At 45.5% G+C, this 473-nt stretch carries 1 pseudogene; it reads right to left on the minus strand.

Features of this window, described 5'->3' with window-relative positions:
* Positions 1-215: pseudogene (locus ACYVTD_RS16500) on the minus strand (hypothetical protein); the annotation flags it as partial.
* Between the last annotated feature and the right edge of the window lie 258 nt (positions 216-473).

A 473-nucleotide genomic window follows, 5' to 3' on the forward strand; every position in this document is an offset into this window, starting at 1 on the left:
GTAGTAAGGGGCTTATATTCGGCCTGCATAAGTTTAAAGTCATCGGTTGCGGGCTTTTCAGCCGGTTGGCTATTCGCCTCTTGCATGTCTTCGGCTTCCAAAGACGTTTCGTGTTGCGCGGGTTTTACAAGTCCAAACCCAAGGGCCAAAAGAAGGACAATAAGCCCCGATAAAAGCGAAAAAAGCAGCACCTGAGCGCGGTTATATAACCTCATATTCCCTCCGTATATGGTAATTATACTAAAAATATGCCGATAATAAAAGTATATGTCACGTTTTTTAACGGTTTTTCTCATATTTTTCATCGTTCTCCCGGTTTTCGGCCTTGACCTTCCCGTGTCCAAAATACCCGACGATTCGCTTTTAAGAATCAAATTGAAGGATTCCTGGCTTATGGAAGTCCCCGCGATGGTTCTGGTAAAAAAGCCCGTCATAGAATACCTGCCCGGAGGGGACAGGGTGCAGGTAAGCAC

The organism is Treponema sp. R6D11 (genome assembly GCF_054786075.1).